Here is a 16993-nt window from a genome sequence, read left to right as displayed (position 1 = left end):
GTGGGAGCGGGCTTGCTCGCGAAGCTTTTAAGCTTTTGCTTTTAATTCGGGTTTGGATCCGCCACCAACCGCCCGGCATCCTTGGTCAACGACTTGAGGAATTCGGTCTGCAACTCCGGATCGTTGCGCGTCAGTTCGATCAGGCTTTGTTCCAGCTCGCTGGCTTCTTCTTCCAGACCCAATTCCGACAGGCGTTTGACCCGGTGGACCCACTGGCTCACTTCGTCGTCTTCGAGGTCGTCGTAAATCAAGCCGTGGGCTTCGAGCAACTTGCCGCGCAAACCACTGCTGACCGCCAGGGATGAGTCGGTGTGCACGTCGTCCTGGGCGTCTTCGACAGTGATTAACAGTCGGCTCAGATGATTGATGTCATGTTCAGCGAACGGACTGTCCAGCAGATTAATGCGCAGTACGCCGTTTTTGTCGGTGTTCAGGTCGAAAGTTTCCTTGCCGGCCTTGACCTGCACCGGGCGCTCGCTCCACGGCAGGCTCGAGTATTCCGTGCGTTTATCACGCTGGACTTCGTCGATGCCGGCCAGGTTTTGCTGGGCGCGCCCGTGGGACTGCACGTTCATGAACGGGTTGATCCCGGCGAAACCGTAGCTCAGCCAATCCTTGGTCACGCTGTCCGGCAGATTACCCAGAGCAAACACGTTAACGACGTTCGCGCCGACACCGGCCACCACGGCCACCATGCCCAGCGGAATCTCGTAGACCTCCCGCCAGGGTTGGTAGGGCGTGTAGCGGTCGTAGTGACGCGTGACTTCGAATTCGGTGACTTCGAAGGTCTTTTGCTCGTGGATTTTCACCCGACGTTGCGGCAGCTCAAGCACCTTGGGCTCACCGACATCAATCTGCAGGCTGTGATCGAGCAATTTGCGCTCGACCCGTTCCTCGTGCTCGCTGCGTTGTGACATGTGATTGGCACAGCCGCTGACCAGCAGGGTGCCGCACAGGGCGGCACCACCGAGGCCTAAGGTGTTTCGCTTGAACATGACTTCTCTATCTGGTGTCAGCGGCGGATACGGGCCTGGAGGAAGGACAGCACATCAGCGACCGGCAGGGCTTGCGCCTCGGCCTCGGTGCGGCTCTTGTATTCCAGATTGCCTTCGGCGAGGCCGCGGTCACTGACCACGATCCGGTGAGGAATGCCGATCAGCTCCATGTCCGCGAACTTGATGCCCGGGCTGGTTTTCTTGTCGCGGTCGTCCAGCAGCACTTCAAAACCGGCCGCCGTCAATTCGGCGTACAGCTTGTCGGTGGCTTCGCGAACTTGCTCGGTTTCATAGCGCAGCGGCACCAAAGCCACCTGGAATGGCGCGAGGGTGTCGCTCCAGATGATGCCTTTGTCGTCGTTGTTCTGCTCGATGGCGGCGGCCACCACGCGGGAAACGCCGATGCCGTAGCAACCCATTTCCAGGGTAACTGGCTTGCCGTTCTCGCCCAGCACTTCGCACTTCATCGCTTTGCTGTACTTGTTGCCCAGCTGGAAAATGTGCCCGACTTCGATGCCGCGCTTGATTTCCAGGGTGCCCTGGCCATCCGGGCTTGGGTCGCCGGCCACGACGTTGCGCAGGTCGGCCACGGTTGGAACCGGCAGATCGCGCTCCCAGTTCACGCCGAAGTAGTGCTTGTCGTCGATGTTGGCACCAATCCCGAAGTCGCTCATCAGCTCGACCGAACGGTCGATGATGATCGGCAGCGGCAGGTTCAGCGGGCCGAGGGAACCGGCACCGGCGCCAATGGCGTCGCGCAGTTCGGACTCGGACGCCATGACCAGTGGGCTGGCAACGCCTGGCTGGTTGGATGCCTTGATTTCGTTGAGCTCGTGGTCGCCACGGATGATCAGGGCAATCAGCTTGCCTTTCTCTTCAGCGTGAACCACGAGGGTCTTGATGGTTTTTTCGATCGGCAGATTGAAGCCTTCGACCAGTTGCGCAATGGTCTTGGCGTTCGGGGTGTCGACCAGGCGCAGCTCTTCAGCCGGCGCGGCGCGGGAGGTTTCGCGCGGTACGGCTTCGGCTTTCTCGATGTTCGCGGCGTAGTCGGAACCGTTGCTGAAGACGATATCGTCTTCGCCGGATTCGGCCAGTACGTGGAACTCGTGGGAGCCGGCGCCGCCGATGGAACCGTTGTCGGCTTCAACAGGGCGGAACTTCAGGCCCAGGCGAGTGAACACGTTGCAGTAGGCCTGGTGCATGCGATCGTAAGTGATCTGCAGCGAAGGCTGGTCCGCGTGGAAGGAGTAGGCGTCCTTCATGATGAATTCGCGACCGCGCATCAAGCCGAAGCGTGGACGGATTTCGTCACGGAATTTGGTCTGGATCTGATACACGTTGATCGGCAGCTGTTTGTAGCTGCTCAATTCGTTGCGCATCAGGTCAGTGATCACTTCTTCGTGGGTCGGGCCGGCGCAGAAATCGCGACCGTGACGATCCTTGAAGCGCAGCAATTCAGGGCCGTATTCTTCCCAGCGACCGGATTCCTGCCACAGCTCAGCCGGCTGAGTGCTCGGCATCAACACTTCAAGCGAGCCGGCGGCGTTCATTTCTTCACGAACGACGGCTTCGACCTTGCGCATCACTCGCAAACCCATGGGCAGCCAGGTGTACAGGCCCGAGGCGAGTTTGCGGATCATGCCGGCGCGCAGCATCAGCTGGTGGCTGATCACGACCGCGTCGGAAGGCGTTTCTTTCTGTGTGGCGAGCAAAAATTGACTGGTGCGCATGGTTGGCCGTTGTCGGTTGCTGATGACGAGAAATGACGGAGCATTGTACGGGCGAGATCTGCTGACGTACAGAAGTGCGGCCGGCGGTGAGGCTTGAAGGCGGGAATCTTCCCGCCATTCGGGACGTTTCCTACGACTCTTCCACGACCTGCGTCTGTACCGGTTCCGGTTTGGGCGTCGGGCCGGCCCGGCGGCTTTCCTGGAACCAGTGCAGGGCGATCAGCAGCAGCGTCGGAACGCCGAGCAGGGCGGTGATCAGGAAGAAGTTGTGATAGCCGAACTTCTCCACCATGACCCCTGAATAGCCGCCGATCAAACGTGGCAGCAGCAGCATGATCGAGCTGAGCAGGGCGTATTGGGTGGCGGAGAACTTGAGGTTGGTCAGGCTCGACAAGTAAGCGACGAACGCCGAAGTCGCCAGGCCCGAGCTGAAGTTGTCCAGGGAAATGGTCAGGATCAGCATGTTCAGGTTGGCGCCCATGTCGGCGAGCATCAGGAACAGCAGATTGGTGCCGGCCGAGGCCACGCCGCCGATGAACAGGATCGGCAGAATGCCGAAACGCACAATCAGCAGGCCGCCCATGCCGGCGCCAACCAGGGTCATGATCAGGCCGAAGATCTTGCTGACGCTGGCAATCTGATCCTTGGTGAAGCCTTGGTCGATGTAGAACACGTTGGCCATCACGCCCATGACCGTGTCGGACATGCGGTAGGTGGCGATCAGCCCGAGCAGCAGGAACGCTTGCCAGCGATAACGCAGGATAAAGTCGTTGACCGGTGTCAGCACGGGCGCCAGGCCTCGGCGGCCCATGGACGACAGGCACAACGCGGTCAACGTGATGTAGAGAATCGCCCGAAGGAACGCGCGGTCTTCCAGCAGCAGGTCGAGCAGGCTGACGCCGCCGAACAGCACGCTGGCGAAATCAGTGTTGTAGAGCTGGGTGAACATGGCCGGCACGGATACCAGCAAAACGATCAGCACGAACACCGACGCCAGTTGATGCACAAAACTGTAGCGCCCGGCCTGCAATTGAGTGCGCAACGGCACCGGGGGCTCGCGCATGAACAGAGTCGTGAGCAGCGCAGGGATCATCAGGGCGCCGAACAGCACATAGGTGCCGGTCCAGGCGGAATGCTGGTAGTTGAAACCGGTGGAGCCGAAGCCTTCGGCGAAGAACAGCGCACCGGCGGTAGCCAGCAGCGCTGCGATCCGATAGCCCGACATGTAACTGGCGGCCAGGGCGGCCTGGCGGCTGTCGTCAGCGATTTCCAGGCGGTAGGCGTCCACGGCGATGTCTTGGGTCGCCGAGGCGAACGCGACAACCACGGCAATGGCGATCAGCCAGGACAGGTGCTTTTGCGGGTCGCAGAAGCCCATGCCGATCAGACCGAGGATCACCAGCGATTGGGCCAGCACCAGCCAGGAACGGCGGCGGCCGAGTTTCCCGAGCAGTGGCAGGCGCCATTGGTCGAGCAGGGGCGACCACACCCATTTAAAGGCGTAGGCCAAACCGATCAGGCTTGCATAGCCGATGGTTTCACGGGCCACACCGGCCTCACGCAACCAGACCGACAGCGTCGAAAACACCAGCATGTAGGGCAAGCCGGCGGCGAAACCAAGCAGCAACAGCACGAGCGTTGATGGACTGGCATAGGCGGCGAGCGCGGCGCGCCAGGTTTTACGGGGCATGGGCTGAAGTCTGCCTCAAGATTACGGAAACAAAGCGCGCACTCTAACCGCTGTGCTCTACCGGGCGCCAGCCATGACGCTGAATATCAACACGATTATTCAGGATACTGATGCCCTCAGCGCGCAAACGCGCCCGTTGTTCATCCCCCGAAGGACTGCCAACCGGCAGACTGATCCGACCGCCGGCGCCGAGCACCCGATGCCAGGGCAGCTTGGTGTCGCCCGGCAACTGGCTCAGCGTGCGCCCGACCCAGCGAGCGGCACGACCCAGTCCCGCCAGCTCGGCCAGTTGTCCGTAGCTCACGACTTTGCCCTCCGGCACTTGGGCTAGGGTCAGATAGAGCGCCGTGCGTCGGATTTGCGCCGGGCTTTCGGTTTCGCTGGTCGCGTCTGTCACGTCCGCTGTTCCTGAAGAAATTCGTTTTGCCGCGCGTAGATTAAGTCCTGAAGTGACAATTGAGAAATGAACTCAATAGAAATAGTCGGGTCAGTCCTTGCTAGCGCCTTATTCCTGCGGATAATGCCGACTTTTTTTCGCAAACCAGAGCCTTCGATCTGCTTATGTTGTCCAGAACCTTGTTGTGCCTCGCTGTCTTCAGTGCTTCCACGCCTTTGCTCGCCGACACCGTATGGTTGAAAAACGGTGACAAATTGAGCGGCAAGATCACTGTGTTCGATGGCGGCAAACTGTTGATCCAGACCGAATACGCCGGTGCGATCCCGATCGACTGGAAACAGGTCAAAACCCTGGAAAGCGATCAGGAGTTGCTGGTCAAGCAGGATGCCTATAACGGTGAGAAAGCCAAATCCTTGAAAGCGGCCGAAGATGGCAAGGTGATCCTGGCCAACGGCGAGGCGCCGAAAACCGTCGAGCTGGCGAGTATCCAGCAGATCCTCAAGCCCAAGCCGATCGTCGAAGACCTGGTCTGGAAAGGTAATGTCGACATGGCGCTGGATTACCAGCGCGCCGAGAAGGACACCGACGACTACGATGTCGGCTTCAAGACCACGGCCCGTCATGGTCGCTGGCGGCATACGGCAGAGGGTGAGTACAACCGTGAATTCCAGGATGACGTGGTCACCACCGACAACTGGCGCGCCGAATACGCCCTCGATCGATTCCTCACGGATCACTGGTACTGGCAGGGACGCTTGAACTACAAGCGCGACAAGGTCGAAGAGTTGTCCCGTCAGCGCGTGGTGGGTACCGGTCCGGGCTATCAATTCTGGGATGACGAACTCGGCGCGTTCTCGCTCGGCTCTCTGCTCAACCGCACCGATTACGAATACCGGGACGGCGGCAAGGACAACTTCTATTCCGTGGCCATGAAGTGGGACTACAACCGTTACCTGATTGGCAAGAAGGTGGAATTCTTCACCAACGGCGAAGTGGGCAAACCGCTTTCCGGCGTGGCCGATTACTCGCTCGATGCGGAAATGGGCTTGCGCTACAAAGTCACCGACTGGGCTTCGCTTAACCTCAAGGCCGAGCGGGACATCATCAGCGGGACCAATGATGCTGATTTGGAAAAGACCCGTTATACCGCAGGGTTTGGCGTGGCCTGGTAACAACCCGGTCGTATGAAAAAGCCCCGCAACCGATAAGGTTGCGGGGCTTTTCTTTGCCGGGTGTTTCAGTCAGTTGGGCTGACGGCGCGGGTTACGTGCATTCGTCCTGGCGGACACCCGCTTCGTAACGACATTCGCCGATCGGGCTGCCGTCTTGTTTCCACGTGCGCATCACGCCTTGCTCGAGGCCATCGACGTAATCGACCGACAAACTCATCTGGCCATTTTCAAACCAAGTGATAGCCGGTCCCTGCAGTTTGCCGTCCTTGTAGATGCGGTGATCCTGAAGCTGGCCGTTTTCGTACCACTTCTTGAAATCCCCTTGTTCGCGGTGCTGTTCGTCCCACTGCCATTGCACGGTCTGGATGCCTTGCTCGTTCCAGGTGGCGTAGCTGCGCTGCACTTCACGCTCGAAAAACTGTTTTTCTTCCACTTTGCCGTCGGCGTAATAACTGATCACCCAGCCATCCGGGCTGCTGTCCACGTTATGACGAGTGCTGCGTATCGCGCCGTTTTCGAAGTAAGAAGTGCTCGCTCCTTGGGCCTTCCCTGCCACGAAGGTGCTGCTGTCCTTGAGTTTGCCGCTTGGGTAGTAGCTCATGGCCGGGCCGTCGGGCTCGTCATTGCGATAGCTGATGCGGCCGGTCAGTGCGCCGTTTTCGTCATGCTCCAGGTACTCGCCGTCGACACGTTTGCCCTGATGCCAGTTGTAGGATTCGGCTTCTTTACCGTTGTCGTGGTAGGTGGTTTGCCAGCCTTCCAGTTCATCGTTCAGGTAGTTCGCGCGTTTGATGACAACGCCGCTTTCGGAATAAGTGATCGCCTCGCCTTGGCGCTGGCCCTTGGCATCGTTCTGATAGCTTTGTCCGAGTTTTCCGCTCGAGTAGTAGGTTTTTGAGGCGAGGACGGGTCTGCCTGAAACGAAGTCCTTGGCATTGACGAAGTAGTCACGGCGCAGCGTCTTGGAGTCGACATAGAAGACTTTTGCTTTCCATGCCTTGCGCTTGCTGTCGTACGGCATCGGCATTTTCAGGAAGTAGGACGCCTGGCTTTTGCCGGTCGGCGCATATTGCTCGTCCAGATACAGCTTTCCGTCGACCAGGGATGCCGTGAGCTTGCCGCATTCTTGCGGGGTGCACTCGCGAATTTTTTCGAAAAACGCGCGTTTTCCGTCGCAGGCCGAGAGCGTCATCAATACAGGTGTTTCGTTATCGATCAGCTCCTGGATTTCGTCCAGGGCTCGACTGAAAGACTCTGCGGGGATGCCCGACGAGTCCGGGGTGAGGTAAACCTCATTGCTGCCGCAAGCGTTTGTGGTGGAGAGTTGCAGTCGTACGGCGGCCATTAGCTGGAGCTGCGCGGCGCCTTGGACGTCCGGGCCTTTGGCGAGGTACGTGGCGCGAGTGTCCATGCCGACGATGATGGTCGGATGGTCGGGGCGGGTATCGGCGTGAGTCGAGAAGGGGAGTGCGAGTGTAATCAGCGCTGCACCCAGCGTTTTCCATTGTTTGAACGGCATCCTGCTGCTTCCATGTGATTTCCAGGCGGCAAATCATATAGACGACAGGCGGTTAGCGTAAGGCGAAAAACAGCGCCCACAAAAAAGCCCCGCTTTTAAGGGCGGGGCTTTTTACTAAAGCAAGTACAAGTTAGATAACTTGAACTTCTTCAGCTTGCATGCCTTTCTGACCGCGGGTAGCGATGAAAGAAACCTGTTGGCCTTCTTTCAGGCTTTTGAAGCCGTCGGATTGGATAGCTTTGAAGTGAACGAACAGGTCGTCACCGGATTGTGGAGTGATGAAGCCGAAGCCTTTTTCATCGTTGAACCACTTAACGGTACCAGTTTGGCGATTAGACATGGTGTAACTCCTTGAACAAAGATAACTGCGACGCAGGAAGAACCCTGGCCGAGACTGAGTGCAAAGAGCAGGAAAAATTCTTGTAGATGGTTGGATCGAAATTCAACATATCGTGTAGAGATTCTCAGTGACACAAGCAGCACAGTGGCGCCACCTTAACCCTTTTTCCGGAACGTGCCAATGCTTCCTGCGAAGGTTTCTCTGTTTTCGTGACTGACGGTGCATCTTATTGACGCCAAGGCCCGGCAATCAGGGGGGATCGGCGAGAATTAATGCCTGCGCTTTGAACCCGGAGCGCGCGCCTAGTAAGATGCCGGACAGAATTTTTCCACCTCGCTATTCAGGACACCCCGCCATGAGCATCAAATCGGACAAGTGGATTCGCCGCATGGCGCAAGAGCACGGCATGATTGAACCGTTCGTCGAGCGCCAGATGCGCGGCGAAGGTGCCGAGCGGCTGATTTCCTACGGTGTATCGAGCTACGGATACGACGTGCGCTGCGCCGGTGAATTCAAGGTGTTCACCAACATCAACTCGGCAATTGTCGACCCAAAGAACTTCGACGAAAAAAGCTTCGTTGACGTGACCAGCGACGTTTGCATTATCCCGCCGAACTCCTTCGCCCTCGCGCGCACTGTGGAATTCTTCCGCATTCCGCGCAACGTGCTGACCATTTGCCTGGGTAAAAGCACCTACGCCCGCTGCGGCATTATCGTCAACGTGACGCCGCTCGAGCCTGAGTGGGAAGGCCACGTGACTCTGGAATTCTCCAACACCACCACCTTGCCGGCGAAAATCTACGCCAATGAAGGCGTCGCACAGATGCTGTTCTTCGAATCCGACGAAGAGTGCGAAGTCTCCTACAAGGACCGTGGCGGCAAGTATCAGGGCCAACGCGGCGTCACCTTGCCACGCACCTGATCCGTCCATCTGACAGTTCCCGGGAATTCTTCAGCAGGTAGACACTCTATTGGGTGTACTGCCCGGTTTGCGCACAGCGAACCGGGCCACTGCTCAGGAGTGCTCCATGAAGATCGATCCGCAAATCAGCGCCGAACTGGCCAGGCTTGAGCCCAATCAGATTGGCGTTTTGGCCTGGTCCTTGTTGGCACATCCGCCAATCAACATGGCAGGGGGCATTCCCGGCCAGCCTGATCCTGATACCCCCAACGAACAGCCGACCGAACCCGGTGAACCCACCCTGCCGGATGAGCCGCCTCCCGCGCCGGTTGCTTGATTCCGCTCTGTGTAGGAGCAAAGCTTGCTCGCGATTGCGCTTTACCATTCACATCGACGTGAAGGTGTCGCCGCCATCGCGAGCAAGCGATGCACCTACAGCGTGACTGGCCATATTTCGTTGTCGCCGATGACAAAGATCCTGCAGCTCTCGCCCGCTTCGACTTGATACCCGCCGGTAAACGCGCCGAACGCGGGCAATAAGCTGATTTCCGTCCCCAACCTGAAACACGCCAGGCGCAAGCTTTGACGGCCTCTGCCGTGCAGCCGATAGACCGGATGCACATGCCCCGCCAGAACATGACGGCTTGGGTGCGGATCCGGTTCATGCTGCAGGGCAAACGGGCCCAGTAGTAAAGGCTCGGGTACCACGCGGATGTTCAGCGAGGCGGGTGGATCACCCGCCCGTTTGTCATGATTGCCGCGAATCAGCGTCATTGGCAGTTCGCGATGGCGTTCTCGCCAGGCTGCCAGCGCCTGCAAGGTGTCCACGGCGTGTGAGCCTGGGCCGTGGAGAAAGTCGCCGAGGAAAATCAGCTGGCGACAGGGCAGGGCGGCCAGCAACCCGTCCAGCACTGCGATGTTTTGCGCCGTCGTGCCTCGTGGCACAGGCTGGCCGAGGCTGCGATAGGCCGCAGCCTTGCCGAAATGCACATCGGCGATCAACAGCGCTTGCTGTGCCGGCCAATACAACGCCTTCTCGGGTAACAACCAGAGTTCTTCGCCGGCCAGACGCACAGGGTAGGGCGTGCCCATCAAGCCTTCCCGGTTTCAGCGGTTTTTTCCAGATCACCGACCATTCGCCTGATTCGATCCGCCAGTTTTTCGGAACTCATGCTCTCGCGCATCCGTTCCACCAGCAGCGGAAAGCCCAGGGGCGTAGGACGTTTGATCTGATGCAGGTCGAATTTCAATCTGTTGATGCGTGCCAAGGTCTGCTCCAGTCGCCGAATATCCAATTCTTCCCGCAGGACTTCTGCCCCGGCCTGAGCCAGCAACAAATTGTCGGCGTCGTATTGCTTGAACACTTCGAAGAACAAGCCGCTGGATGCCTGGACTTGTCGCGTACTTTTGGGCGCGCCGGGGTAGCCGGCGAACACCAGTCCGGCAATCCGCGCGATCTCGCGAAAACGCCGCAGCGCCAGTTCACCAGCGTTCAGGCTGGCGAGCACATCGGGCAACAGATGCTTGGTGTTGAACACATCGGGATTCAGATGAACGGACCAGTCAATGGGCGTCGCACTCAGTAATTCCAGGCCGTAATCGTTGACCGCAATTGAAAACGTAACCGGTTGGCGCTGACTGACCCGCCACGCCAACAGGCTCGCGAGCCCCTGATGCACCTGGCGCCCGGCGAAGGGGTAGAGAAACAAGTGCCAGCCCTCGCGAGATTTAAGCGCCTCGGCCAGCAGCGAATCCTCGGTCGGCAGCCCGGACCAGCGTTGCTGCACTTCCAGCAGTGGACGCAACGCGGTCATTTCCGGGCCGACGAAATGACCCGATGCCGCTGCACTGAAACTCGCGACCACTGCCTGTGCCAGTTCGCTGGACAGTGGCATGCGCCCGCCATTCCAGCGCGGCACCGCGGCTTTTTTCACGCTGCTGCGGCGTACGTAAGCGGTCATGTTTTCAACGCGCACCAGTTCCAGCAAACGTCCCGCGAACAGAAACCCGTCACCCGGTTTGAGCCTTGCGATAAACCCTTCCTCGACACTGCCCAGTGTCTTGCCACCGCCGCCCTTGCTCCAGAATTTCAACTGAATACTCGCATCGCTGACGATGGTGCCGATGCTCATGCGATGTCGGCGCGCCAAGCGTGCATCCGGTACGCGCCAGACGCCCTGTTCATCGGGTTCGACCCGGCGATAATCCGGATAGGCTGTCAGGGAAAGTCCACCGTGGCGTACGAAAGCCAGCGCCCAGGCCCAGTCCGCAGGCGTAAAGTCACGATAGGCCCAGGCACCGCGTACTTCTTCGTACAACTCATCGGGCACAAAACCACCGCCCAGCGCGATGCTGACCAGATGCTGCACCAGCACATCCAGCGGCTTATAAGGCGATTCGCGGGGTTCGATCCGTCGTTGCGCCACGGCGTCTTGCGCGGCGGCGGCTTCGATCAGTTCCAGGCTGTGGGTCGGCACCAACGTCACTCGTGATACGCGTCCCGGCGCATGCCCGGAGCGGCCCGCCCTCTGCATCAGCCGAGCCACGCCTTTGGCTGAACCGATTTGCAGCACCCGTTCCACCGGCAGGAAATCCACGCCCAAGTCGAGGCTGGAGGTGCAGACCACCGCTTTGAGTTGCCCGTCCTTGAGTGCCCGCTCGACCCAGTCACGGGTCTCCCGTGACAGCGAACTGTGATGCAAGGCAATCAACCCGGCCCAATCCGGGCGCGCCTCGAGCAAGGCTTGATACCAGATTTCCGATTGCGCTCGGGTGTTGGTGAACACCAGGCTGCTGGGGCTGGAGTCGAGTTCGGCGACCACTTGCGGCAACATTTTCAAACCGATGTGCCCGGCCCAGGGGAAGCGCTCGATGGCGGGTGGCAACAGGGTATCGACGCGTAGGTCTTTGCTGGTCTGGCCTTGAACGCTGACGCCGCCACCCTGTGGGATCAAGACCTGTTCGGCGTGGGACTGATTACCGAGCGTCGCGGAAACGCCCCAGACGATCAGTCCGGGATGCCAGCGGCGCAACCGGGCGAGGGCCAGTTGCAGTTGCACGCCGCGCTTGTTGCCGAGCAACTCGTGCCATTCATCGACCACCACCATGCGCAAGGTCGATAGCGCGGTTTGCGCATCGGCCCGGGCGAGCATCAGCGTCAGGCTTTCCGGGGTGGTGATCAGTGTCGTCGGCAGGCGCCGGCTCTGTCGGGCGCGTTCGCTGTTGCTGGTGTCGCCGGTGCGCAGGCCGATGCTCCAGGGAATAAGCAAATCGGTCAGCGGCGCTTCCAGGGCGCGCGCGGTGTCGGCGGCCAACGCGCGCATCGGCGTTATCCACAGCACCGTCAGCGGTTCAGCAGGCGGTTTGCGTTTACGCAGTGTTTCAACGGGCACGATGGGAGAGGCAAAGCGATTGAGCGCACCGAACCAGACCGCATAGGTTTTACCGGCACCGGTGCTGGCATGCAGCAACCCGGACTCGCCTCGTTTAACCGCCGCCCACACCTGTTTCTGAAAGGCGAACGGCTTCCAGTCGCGGGCGGCGAACCAGAGTTTGGCGTAGTCGGGGGAGGTGCCCATGCCGGCGGTTTGCGCTCTGAAAGTGTTCTTTCAGTGACCATGCCGGGATGCGAAAGGTTTAATCGCGATAGTCAGGCTTGTAGGAGCAAGGCTTGCCCGCGATGGCGATCTCAAGGGCGCCATCGCGAGCAAGCTTTGCTCCTACGGGGAGGGCTGCGTTTACTTGAGGTTACCGCTGAGGAACTGCTTCAACCGCTCACTCTTCGGATTGCCCAACACATCCTCCGGCGCGCCTTCTTCTTCCACCAGCCCCTGGTGCAGAAACAACACCTGGCTCGACACTTTGCGGGCAAAGCTCATTTCGTGGGTCACCATGATCATGGTCCGGCCTTCTTCGGCCAGGCCCTGGATCACGCGCAGTACTTCGCCCACCAGTTCCGGGTCGAGCGCGGAAGTCGGTTCGTCGAACAGCATGACTTCCGGCTCCATCGCCAGCGCTCGGGCAATCGCCACACGCTGTTGCTGACCACCGGAGAGAAACGCGGGGTACTGATCAGCAACGCGCGCCGCCAGCCCCACTTTGTCGAGATAACGACGGGCGCGGTCTTCGGCTTCCTGCTTGCTGCAACCCAGCACCCGGCGCGGGGCCATGGTGATGTTTTCCAGCACGGTCATGTGGCTCCACAGGTTGAAGTGCTGGAACACCATCGCCAGGCGGGTGCGGATCCGTTGCAGTTCATCGGGATCGGCGACGTGCATGCCGTGGCGATCCTTGACCATGCGGATGTCCTGGCCATCCAGGCTCATGGCGCCGTCGTTGGGTTGTTCAAGGAAGTTGATGCAACGCAGGAAAGTACTTTTCCCCGAGCCGCTGGCGCCGATCAGGCTGATGACGTCGCCGGTGTTGGCCTTGAGCGAAACACCTTTGAGCACATGATGGTCGCCATAGCTTTTATGCAGGCCGTCGATGGTCAATTTATACATGGGGCATGCATCCTCAAGGCGAAAGTAGGTAGCCGCTGCGATAGGCTTCGGTGCCCGCGACGTGGGCGATCACCATGCCGGCAGTGGCCATGCGCCGCAGCGAACGGGCGTACATCAGCCCGGCTGCGGTGCAATGGATAGGGGTGACGCGATCATGGATCGGGTCGATGATTTCGGCGATGAGTTGCCCGGCTTCCAGGTATTGCCCCGGCACAGCGGTGAACACCAACAGCCCGCCAACCGGCGTGGCGACAGGTTCAACGCCGGCCAGTGGCGTGGCCGGGTAGGGCAATTCTGGCAGCGGTGCGGCTTCGCCGGCGATGGCGCCGAAGTGAATCAGGTAATTGATCAGCGCCTGGCAATCGCGGCTGGCCAGCGGATGATAAACATCACCCTGACCGCGCAGTTCGACGGTAACCGAGAAACTGCCCAGCGGAATATCGAAGTGCTCGCCGAAGCGTTCCTTCAACTGCCACCACAGCAACGTGAAGCATTCATCGAACGACTGACCGCCGGAATCGGTGGCCAGCAGACTCGCCTCGGACCCGATGTAGCGCGCCAGCGGCTCAACCTGCGGCCAGGCCTCGGGCGTGGTGTAAAGGTGCGCGACGGCTTCGAAATCGCAATGCAGGTCCAGCACCATGTCCGCGTCGCAGGCCAACCGTTGCAGGGTCAGGCGCTGGGATTGCAGTTGGGTGGCGGCGGTCTGCCGGGCGAGGGCGTTGCGCAGGCTGCTGCGGATCAGTTCGAGGTTGTGCCGGGGATCGTTGCCGAGCTGGCCTTCGATCTCATTGCCGACCTCTTCACTCAAATCGACGAACCAGCGATTGAAGTTCTGCCCGCTCTCCAGCTCGTAGCGGCCCAGCGGCACATCCATCAGCACCTGTTCCAGGCCGACCGGGTTGGCCACGGGGACCAGCACGATTTCGCTGCGCAGGCGGCCGGCGGCTTCCAGCTCCGCCAGGCGTTGCTTGAGGTGCCAGGCCACCAGCATGCCGGGCATCTCGTCGGCGTGCAGGGACGATTGGATGTAGATCTTGCCTTTGGCCGACGCGGGGCCGAAGTGGAAGCTGTGGATCTGTCGTGCGGTCCCCGGCAGCGGGGCCAGCAGGTCATGTATCTGGTGGCGCATGTTCGTCTCTTTATTCCTGAAAGCGGGTCCTAGTGAGTCGGCCCGAGGAAGGCCAGCCATCGGCGTTCGGCGAGACGGAACAGGCCGACCAGCGCAAAGGTCACGGTCAGGTAGATCAGCGCGGCGATGCCGAACGACTGGAAGGTCAGGAACGTCGCCGAGTTGGCGTCCCGTGCGACTTTCAGGATGTCCGGGACGGTCGCGGTGAACGCTACGGTGGTCGAGTGCAGCATCAGAATCACTTCGTTGCTGTAATAAGGCAACGAGCGACGCAGGGCCGAAGGCATGATCACGTAGGCATACAGCTTCCATCCCGTCAGACCGTACGCCTTGGCCGCTTCGACTTCACCGTGGTTCATGCTGCGAATGGCCCCGGCGAAAATCTCCGTGGTGTAGGCGCAGGTGTTCAGGGCGAAAGCGAGGATGGTGCAGTTCATCGCATCGCGGAAGAACGCGTCCAGCACCGGTTGTGCGCGGATGGCGGCCAGGCTGTAGATCCCGGTGTAGCAAATCAGCAACTGGATATAGAGCGGCGTACCGCGGAACAGGTAGGTATAGAACTGCACCGGCCAGCGAATATAGAAGTGCGGCGACACCCGGGCGATGGAGAGCGGGATCGACACCAGGAAACCGATGAAGATCGACGCGCTGAGCAGCCACATGGTCATGGCCAGGCCGGTGATGTGGTAACCGTCCGTATAAAGGAAGGGTTTCCAGTATTCCTGCAAGAGTTCGATCATCGTACGGCCTCCCGGGAGCCGGCGGCGTAGCGGCGTTCAAGCTTGCGCAGGATGAAGTTGGAAGCGCTGGTGATCAGCAAATAGATCAGCGCTGCCAGGACCAGGAAATAGAACAGTTGATAGGTGCTTTTACCGGCGTCCTGCGCAGCCTTGACCAGATCGGCGAGGCCGATGATCGACACCAGCGCGGTGGCCTTGAGCATCACCATCCAGTTGTTGCCGATGCCCGGCAGGGCGAAACGCATCATTTGCGGGAACACCACGATCCAGAAGCGCTGGCCGCGTTTGAGGCCATAGGCCGTGGCGGCTTCGACCTGACCCCGTGGTACGGCAAGAATCGCCCCGCGGAAGGTTTCAGTGAAGTACGCGCCGTAAATGAAGCCCAGGGTGATGACCCCGGCGCTGAACGGGTTGATCTCGATGTATTCCCATTCCATGTACTCGGTGAACGTCGTCAGCCAGGTTTGCAGGCTGTAGAAGATCAGCAGCATCAGCACCAGGTCCGGTACGCCGCGAATCAGCGTGGTGTAGAGCTGGGCAGGAAAGCGCAACAATTTGGATTTCGACAGTTTGGCACTGGCGCCCAGCAGGCCGAGCAACACGGCCACCAGCAGCGACAACGCCGATAATTTGATGGTCATCCAGGTGCCTTCCAACAGCAGAGGACCGAAGCCCTTCAGGCTGAAGGCTGAGAGCCCCAGGTTTTGTAAGAGGTTTTCGAACATAAATCAGCAACCTGATCGAGTAAAAAAAGCGCCCATCGCGAGATGGGCGCCGGGCATTATTTGCCGCTGTACAGATTCAGATCGCCAAAGTGTTTCTTCTGAATGGTGGCGTAGGTGCCATCGTCGTGTAACGCTTTGATACCTTTATCCAGAAGTGCCTTGAGGTCTTTGTTACCTTTCGAGATACCGACAGCAGTTTTGGCTGGCAGCAGGGGAGCGTCGATTGGTTTGCTGACTTCGTAATCGGCACCCTGTGGCGACTTCAAAAAGCCCAGTTCGGCTTGCAACATGTCCTGGACGCCAGCGTCGAGACGACCGGAAGTCAGGTCGGAATACACCTGATCCTGATTCTGATAAGCCTGGGTTTTCACGCCTGCCTTGTCCAGAACGGCTTTGGCGTAGGCTTCCTGGATGGTGCCTTGCTCGTAACCGACGGTTTTGCCCTTGAGCGAAGCAACGTCAGTGGTAATGCCCGAACCTTTCTTCGACACGTAAGCGGTAGGGCCGGAGAACAGCTCGCTGGAGAAGTCGATGACTTTTTCGCGGGCTTCGGTGACGGTCATCGAAGAGATCACACCGTCGAATTTATTGGCCTTGAGGCCCGGAATCATGCCGTCGAAATCGCTTTCGACCCATTTGCACTTGACCTTCAGCTCGGCGCAGATCGCATTGCCCAGATCGATGTCGAAGCCCACCAGGCTGCCGTCGGCCGCTTTGGACTCGAAAGGTGCGTAGGAAGGGTCAACGCCAAAACGCAGTTCTTTGTACTCCTTGGCCAGCGCGGAGCCGGCAGCCATGCACAACGCCAGTGCAGAAAGGGTCAGCAATGCTTTTTTCATTATTCAATCCCTAAGAACCAATATGAGCGCTTGTGGCGCAGAATTATTGTTACTGGAAAGCGTAAGACCTAATGAAAGTAGCAATTTCCGAACCAGAGTCCCGAACAAGCGTTTTAAAAGGTGATTAAAGAAAAGGTTGTGACGCATTTGTGCACGAAAGTGGGCGTCGGAAATTTCCTGCACCAATATAGATCAGATCGCCCCAAATCTCTCTGTGGGAGCGGGCTTGCTCGCGAAGGCGTCATGTCAGTCAAATTTTCATTGCCTGACACACCGCTTTCGCGAGCAAGCCCGCTCCCACATTTTCG

16 protein-coding genes are annotated in these 16993 nt (G+C 59.3%); 3 read left to right on the top strand and 13 right to left on the bottom strand.

The features are described from left to right. Window positions 1–41 precede the first annotated feature (41 nt). The 4 genes from HB680_RS04870 to HB680_RS04855 all read right to left on the bottom strand — a co-directional run bounded on the left by HB680_RS04870 (window position 42) and on the right by HB680_RS04855 (window position 4815). Window positions 42–995, bottom strand: coding sequence for a hypothetical protein (locus HB680_RS04870; RefSeq protein WP_213937478.1), 954 nt, complete (start codon window positions 993–995; stop codon window positions 42–44). Between the two features lie 17 nt (window positions 996–1012). Then, on the bottom strand, window positions 1013–2728 hold the full coding sequence (locus HB680_RS04865) for a proline--tRNA ligase (RefSeq protein ID WP_213937477.1): 1716 nt from the start codon (window positions 2726–2728) through the stop codon (window positions 1013–1015). A gap of 130 nt (window positions 2729–2858) precedes the next feature. Next, window positions 2859–4418 (bottom strand): AmpG family muropeptide MFS transporter, encoded by a 1560-nt coding sequence (locus tag HB680_RS04860; protein ID WP_213937476.1) that lies wholly within the window; start codon window positions 4416–4418, stop codon window positions 2859–2861. Between the two features lie 43 nt (window positions 4419–4461). After that, window positions 4462–4815, bottom strand: coding sequence for an MGMT family protein (locus tag HB680_RS04855; RefSeq protein ID WP_213937475.1), 354 nt, complete (start codon window positions 4813–4815; stop codon window positions 4462–4464). A 164-nt stretch (window positions 4816–4979) separates the two neighbouring features. On the opposite strand from HB680_RS04855, the gene HB680_RS04850 reads away from it, so the two are divergent. Continuing rightward, window positions 4980–5987 carry a DUF481 domain-containing protein gene (locus tag HB680_RS04850; protein WP_213937474.1) on the top strand — a complete coding sequence of 336 codons (1008 nt, stop codon included), beginning with the start codon at window positions 4980–4982 and terminating at the stop codon, window positions 5985–5987. Between the two features lie 91 nt (window positions 5988–6078). On the opposite strand, the gene HB680_RS04845 is transcribed toward HB680_RS04850, so the two are convergent. Both HB680_RS04845 and HB680_RS04840 read right to left on the bottom strand, forming a co-directional pair. Beyond that, window positions 6079–7506 carry a toxin-antitoxin system YwqK family antitoxin gene (locus HB680_RS04845; protein WP_213937473.1) on the bottom strand — a complete coding sequence of 476 codons (1428 nt, stop codon included), beginning with the start codon at window positions 7504–7506 and terminating at the stop codon, window positions 6079–6081. Window positions 7507–7636: 130 nt separating this feature from the next. Continuing rightward, a complete protein-coding gene (locus HB680_RS04840; RefSeq protein WP_002554837.1) occupies window positions 7637–7846 on the bottom strand; it encodes a cold-shock protein in 210 nt (69 codons plus the stop codon). 355 nt (window positions 7847–8201) lie between these two features. Here HB680_RS04840 and dcd point away from each other — a divergent pair, with 355 nt between their 5' ends. Both dcd and HB680_RS04830 read left to right on the top strand, forming a co-directional pair. After that, window positions 8202–8768, top strand: a complete 567-nt coding sequence (gene dcd, locus HB680_RS04835) for a dCTP deaminase (RefSeq protein WP_054047011.1) — start codon at window positions 8202–8204, stop codon at window positions 8766–8768. 106 nt (window positions 8769–8874) lie between these two features. Continuing rightward, on the top strand, window positions 8875–9084 hold the full coding sequence (locus HB680_RS04830; protein WP_213937472.1) for a hypothetical protein: 210 nt from the start codon (window positions 8875–8877) through the stop codon (window positions 9082–9084). A 95-nt stretch (window positions 9085–9179) separates the two neighbouring features. On the opposite strand, the gene pdeM is transcribed toward HB680_RS04830, so the two are convergent. The 7 genes from pdeM to HB680_RS04795 form a co-directional block, all read right to left on the bottom strand. Continuing rightward, window positions 9180–9839 carry a ligase-associated DNA damage response endonuclease PdeM gene (gene pdeM / locus HB680_RS04825; protein WP_213937471.1) on the bottom strand — a complete coding sequence of 220 codons (660 nt, stop codon included), beginning with the start codon at window positions 9837–9839 and terminating at the stop codon, window positions 9180–9182. Beyond that, window positions 9839–12325: a ligase-associated DNA damage response DEXH box helicase gene (locus HB680_RS04820; RefSeq protein ID WP_213937470.1), complete on the bottom strand. Its 2487-nt coding sequence runs from the start codon at window positions 12323–12325 to the stop codon at window positions 9839–9841. The genes pdeM and HB680_RS04820 overlap by 1 nt, the downstream gene beginning before the upstream one ends. Before the next feature lie 159 nt (window positions 12326–12484). After that, window positions 12485–13249, bottom strand: a complete 765-nt coding sequence (locus HB680_RS04815; protein ID WP_213937469.1) for an ATP-binding cassette domain-containing protein — start codon at window positions 13247–13249, stop codon at window positions 12485–12487. A 13-nt stretch (window positions 13250–13262) separates the two neighbouring features. After that, window positions 13263–14381 (bottom strand): succinylglutamate desuccinylase/aspartoacylase family protein, encoded by a 1119-nt coding sequence (locus HB680_RS04810; protein WP_213937468.1) that lies wholly within the window; start codon window positions 14379–14381, stop codon window positions 13263–13265. 29 nt (window positions 14382–14410) lie between these two features. Continuing rightward, window positions 14411–15121, bottom strand: a complete 711-nt coding sequence (locus tag HB680_RS04805; RefSeq protein ID WP_213937467.1) for an ABC transporter permease — start codon at window positions 15119–15121, stop codon at window positions 14411–14413. After that, window positions 15118–15846, bottom strand: coding sequence for an ABC transporter permease (locus tag HB680_RS04800; RefSeq protein ID WP_213937466.1), 729 nt, complete (start codon window positions 15844–15846; stop codon window positions 15118–15120). Before HB680_RS04800 ends, HB680_RS04805 begins: the two co-directional genes overlap by 4 nt. A gap of 56 nt (window positions 15847–15902) precedes the next feature. After that, entirely contained in the window at window positions 15903–16685 is a 783-nt protein-coding gene (locus HB680_RS04795; protein ID WP_213937465.1) for a transporter substrate-binding domain-containing protein, read from the bottom strand. Window positions 16686–16993: the final 308 nt, after the last annotated feature.

It is taken from the genome of Pseudomonas sp. dw_612, from assembly GCF_018449725.1.
In the GTDB taxonomy this organism is placed as follows: Bacteria; Pseudomonadota; Gammaproteobacteria; order Pseudomonadales; family Pseudomonadaceae; genus Aquipseudomonas.
This window is presented reverse-complemented; position numbering and strand designations above follow the sequence as displayed.

What these genes read in the sequence shown, in the direction of transcription:
- HB680_RS04870 (WP_213937478.1), bottom strand. Translation starts at nt 995, where the DNA reads ATGTTCAAGCGAAACACCTTAGGCCTCGGTGGTGCCGCCCTGTGCGGC.
- HB680_RS04865 (WP_213937477.1), bottom strand. Translation starts at nt 2,728, where the DNA reads ATGCGCACCAGTCAATTTTTGCTCGCCACACAGAAAGAAACGCCTTCC.
- HB680_RS04860 (WP_213937476.1), bottom strand. Translation starts at nt 4,418, where the DNA reads ATGCCCCGTAAAACCTGGCGCGCCGCGCTCGCCGCCTATGCCAGTCCA.
- HB680_RS04850 (WP_213937474.1), top strand. Translation starts at nt 4,980, where the DNA reads ATGTTGTCCAGAACCTTGTTGTGCCTCGCTGTCTTCAGTGCTTCCACG.
- HB680_RS04845 (WP_213937473.1), bottom strand. Translation starts at nt 7,506, where the DNA reads ATGCCGTTCAAACAATGGAAAACGCTGGGTGCAGCGCTGATTACACTC.
- HB680_RS04840 (WP_002554837.1), bottom strand. Translation starts at nt 7,846, where the DNA reads ATGTCTAATCGCCAAACTGGTACCGTTAAGTGGTTCAACGATGAAAAA.
- dcd (WP_054047011.1), top strand. Translation starts at nt 8,202, where the DNA reads ATGAGCATCAAATCGGACAAGTGGATTCGCCGCATGGCGCAAGAGCAC.
- HB680_RS04830 (WP_213937472.1), top strand. Translation starts at nt 8,875, where the DNA reads ATGAAGATCGATCCGCAAATCAGCGCCGAACTGGCCAGGCTTGAGCCC.
- pdeM (WP_213937471.1), bottom strand. Translation starts at nt 9,839, where the DNA reads ATGGGCACGCCCTACCCTGTGCGTCTGGCCGGCGAAGAACTCTGGTTG.
- HB680_RS04820 (WP_213937470.1), bottom strand. Translation starts at nt 12,325, where the DNA reads ATGGGCACCTCCCCCGACTACGCCAAACTCTGGTTCGCCGCCCGCGAC.
- HB680_RS04815 (WP_213937469.1), bottom strand. Translation starts at nt 13,249, where the DNA reads ATGTATAAATTGACCATCGACGGCCTGCATAAAAGCTATGGCGACCAT.
- HB680_RS04810 (WP_213937468.1), bottom strand. Translation starts at nt 14,381, where the DNA reads ATGCGCCACCAGATACATGACCTGCTGGCCCCGCTGCCGGGGACCGCA.
- HB680_RS04805 (WP_213937467.1), bottom strand. Translation starts at nt 15,121, where the DNA reads ATGATCGAACTCTTGCAGGAATACTGGAAACCCTTCCTTTATACGGAC.
- HB680_RS04800 (WP_213937466.1), bottom strand. Translation starts at nt 15,846, where the DNA reads ATGTTCGAAAACCTCTTACAAAACCTGGGGCTCTCAGCCTTCAGCCTG.
- HB680_RS04795 (WP_213937465.1), bottom strand. Translation starts at nt 16,685, where the DNA reads ATGAAAAAAGCATTGCTGACCCTTTCTGCACTGGCGTTGTGCATGGCT.